We start from the raw sequence: 3,858 nt of genomic DNA on the forward strand, positions 1-3,858 counted from the left end.
CGTGTTCCCAGCTTATCAGATGTTCTCCGTGCCGTTTCCGGCGCTTCCCTCATCCAACTCGCTGATGTCTTCTGCGGCTTGACGCCCCGTCCGACGTTTCAAACTCTAGCCGATCCCCGCCCCGAAAGGCGAATCCGACCGCAACCCATATAAACGCGCATGCCGAATAAGACCCAGGCCGCGGAGCCGAAAAGGCAAAGGGCCCGGTTCAGAACCGGAAAGTGGTGTTTCAAGGATTGGCCGCCCCGGGACCGTCCGCGCCGATGCGTGTCCGGTGCTCCCTGCCGAGCGACCAGTCAACACTACGCCCATCCGGGCGGGAATCAAAGTCGGCCGAAGGATCCGATGCCCTCGCCCTGCCGTGCCCTGCCGCTCAGGGCAGCCACCGCGCGGCGGCCTCCCTGGTGACACGGCCGGCATCGACGTACCAGAGGCGGTTCTTCCCGTCCCAGCGTGCCCTGAGCTCTGCCTTCGCCTGGTCCTTCTCCCCGAACGGGACGTTCAGGTAGAGCCGACCGTCGACGACGTCGCCCGGGCGGGGGTTCAGGCTTCCGACCGCCTCGGAAGCCGCCGGCGGAAGCCCGGGCGAGGCGGCAGGCGGCGGCGCGGGCTCGGCGCCGGCGGTGCTGCCCGCGGCCGCCGGGCTCCAGGCCGCGCGCTCCTTCCGGGCCCGCCCGATGACCCTGCTGACCCGTTCGCAGGAGGCAGGGTCGGTGAAGCGCATCATCAGGTCGGTCGGTCCGCTGCTCGCCAGCAGGTTGAGGGAGCCGTGCCAGAGCACCGCGCTGTCGAGGATCAGCACCTTCTCGTGCATTCGCTCGCGGAACCCCACCTCGCAGCCGGCCGCCCTCAGGACGTCGATCTGCTTCTGGTGACGGGCCGCCGCGGCCGCCTCCCGCTGCTCCCCCGGGGCCCGGGTGTGAACAACCACCCGCACGCCGTTCGCCGCCCGTGCCCCGAGCAGCGCCGACCACCGCTGGACCGGCTGCGGGTCGAGGAACGCACAGTGCACCTCGATGCTGGTCCGGGCCCGCGCGATGTCCCACTCCACGGCCTTCTGGACCTCGTCGGCGGGAAAGAAGGCCGGCCTGGCCAGCTCCTCCTCGGAAAGGACGGACAACTGCGCGGCCTCGCGCGTCGGAATCAGCTGGTCCGCCGAGATCACCTGGGCATGGCGCTCCAAGTGGTCGAGCATCACGCGCGCCTCGCTGTGGGAGGCGAGGTGCTTGCGCAGGTGCTCGACGTCGGCCACGACGATCAGGTGGTCCTGCGCCCTGCTGAGAGCGACGTTCAGCAGCCGGCAGGTCTGGGAGGACAGACCCGTCCCGGCGTAGAAGATGCCCGGGTCCTTTCCGGCACCGACGGCGGTGTCGAAGACGACGACCGGGCGCTGGCTGCCCTGGAACCGGTGGATGGTGTCGACCAGTCCCTCGTACTCCTCCCCGAACCGGTACGTCAGGCTCCCCTTCAGGGCCCTCACCTGCGCGCGGTAGGGCGCGATGACCGCCAGCCGGTCGGTCGCACGGGCGCCCGCCGCGCGCTCGGTACTCCCCCACTTGCGGCCGGGGAGCACCCCTTCGTACTGCAGGCCACGCACGAGTTCGTGCACCACCGCCTCGTTCACGGTGTTCGCCCGGTAGTCGGGGCCCGGAATCCGCTGCTTCGAGGTGTCGATCAGGATCACCGGGACGTCGACCAGCGGGTTGGAGGGTATCCGGCTGCCATCAGGGCGACCCGTCGCGAGCGGGGCGTCGGGGTAGGCCACGGCGTTGACGAGAGCGCAGATCGGCGCGCGCATGCGGTACTGGGTGTCCAGCGCCACCAGGCGCTGGTCCTGGCGGACGGAGCCGGCCTCGGTGACCAGCCCCGCCGCGTGGAAGGCGTCACGGGCCGCCCAGTACCGGGAGTGGACGCGCTCCTCCTCCGAGGCCCTCCGGTCGCCGTCGCCCTTGGTGACCGCGGGCAGCTGCCGGAAGTCCCCCGCGACGACGATCCGCTTGCCCGCCAGACCGGCGGCCAGCCACGCCGACGGCAGGTCCACCATGCCGGCCTCGTCGATGACGACCACGTCCACCCGGTCAAGCAGCTTCCGCGACTGCACGGCCTTGGCGACGGTGGCCCCCATGACACGGCACCGGGAGCGCACGGTCTGCTGCATCCGGCTCAACTGCCGGTCGATGGCCTGGACCTGCTGGTGCAGCGACTCCGCCTGGCGGACCAGGACGGCCCGTTCCGGCAGGCCCAGCAATCCGGGGCGGACACCGGCGAGGCGCCCACTGGTCGTGCTGATCCTGGCCGCCAGGTGCTCCGCCTGCGTCCTCGCCGCCGCCCCGACGTACTGTGCGGACTCCGCCGCCGCGGTGGCGAGGGCGAGCTCCTCCCGCATCGCCGAGAGCCGGCTCTCCTTCCGCGCGGCGCGGAAGCCCTTCGGCTCCCCCGCCTCGCTGATCTCCAGCCGCAGGCGAGCCACCTCCGCGTCCGCCCGCAGGGCGTCCCGCTCGGCGGCCGCCGCCGCGACACCTGCCTTCCTGTGTGCCTCCCGGTCGTCGGCGAGGAACTGCTGGAGCTCCAGGACCTCGTCGTGCAGGGCCACGCCGGCGCGCGCCCCCTGCAGGGTCTCCCGCGCCACTCGCGCCGCCTCGTCCAGCTGCGCCGAGACCCGTGCCGCGATCCGGCCGGTGTCGACGTACTCGCCGTATCGCTCGCGCAGTGACGGCAGTTCGACGTCACCGGCCCGCTGGACGATGCCCTCACCGAAGCCCGGTTCGGCGTTCAGCAGATCGCAGATCCGCTCCAGCGCCTGGTCGACGGCGACCTTGGTCGGCGCCAGGAACAACACGTTGTGGCCCTGGCGGTAGTTGCCCTCCACGATGTGGCCGACGACATCCGTCTTCCCCGTCCCGGGCGGGCCCCAGAGGAACAGGGCCTCGCTCGCCAGCGCCTGTACGACCGCGGTCCGCTGGCGCGGATTGAGCTTCAGGCCGTGCCAGCCGGCCACCCACCGCTCCGGATCCGCCGACCGCCCGACCACCGGCGTTCCGTGTCCGACGATCCACCCGGCGCTCTCGACCCGGACGGTCCCCTCCGCCGAGCCCGCCGCCTCCAGGCGCTCGGCGAGCACCGTCAACCCGGCCGAATCGTCCTTGCGCACCTGAACATTGCGCGCCCCACCGCCGAGGCTCTCCCCGACCACGAGCCGCACCTTGCCGTCCGGGAGCGGGGAGGCCTCACCCGGGATCCACGGACCGCGGGTGTGGGCGGCACGCACGAGGACGGGGCTGCCGTCGAACGACCGCGGCCAGCGGCCGCACGCGAAGAGGTACTCGTACCTGCCCTCCGCCACCGAGACCGTCCGCCCGTCCGACAGCGTCGCCTTCTCCGCGTCCTTGGCGTCACTTCGCCGCTCCGCGCGGATCTCCGCCTGCACGGCGGCCAGCAGCTCCGGGACCGGATAGGGCTGATCGGTCTGCGTCATACGTCTGCGCTCCCCCGTGACGTCTGCAGAATGCTTCGCTCACTGTACGGAGCACAACCGACTTCGGGAGAGACTTCCAGCAAGCCAGCCAGGAGCGGGCGGGCCGGCCGCCGCAGACACTGCTGCTCGACCTCGCGCCGCCGGCCGGCCGATCCGGGAACGCAAGAAGCCCCCGCCCGATCCCGGACAGGGGCTCACTTCATCTCCATCTGTCCCACAGGTCCCCCCGGAACGCATGGCCCCGGAATGCAGAAAGACCCCCTCCGGAGTACCGGAGGGGGTCTTTACTGGAATGATTGTTCGGCGGCGTCCTACTCTCCCACAGGGTCCCCCCTGCAGTACCATCGGCGCTGTGAGGCTTAGCTTCCGGGTTCGGAATGTAA

1 protein-coding gene and 1 rRNA gene are annotated in these 3,858 nt (G+C 71.3%); both read right to left on the reverse strand.

Features of this window, described 5'->3' with window-relative positions; all coding sequences use genetic code 11:
- Positions 1–373: 373 nt before the first annotated feature.
- The gene (locus ACFXHB_RS44505) at positions 374–3,475 is read right to left on the reverse strand and encodes an AAA domain-containing protein (RefSeq protein WP_380582909.1); all 3,102 of its coding nucleotides are present in this window, start codon (positions 3,473–3,475) and stop codon (positions 374–376) included.
- Positions 3,476–3,773: 298 nt separating this feature from the next.
- Positions 3,774–3,858, reverse strand: a 5S ribosomal RNA gene (gene rrf / locus ACFXHB_RS44510); the annotation flags it as partial.

Source organism: Kitasatospora sp. NPDC059327 (assembly GCF_042752535.1).
Classification (GTDB): domain Bacteria; phylum Actinomycetota; class Actinomycetes; order Streptomycetales; family Streptomycetaceae; genus Kitasatospora.

Bases quoted from the DNA above. Each gene is read 5' to 3' on its own strand.
- ACFXHB_RS44505 (WP_380582909.1), bottom strand. From the start codon at position 3,475: ATGACGCAGACCGATCAGCCCTATCCGGTCCCGGAGCTGCTGGCCGCC.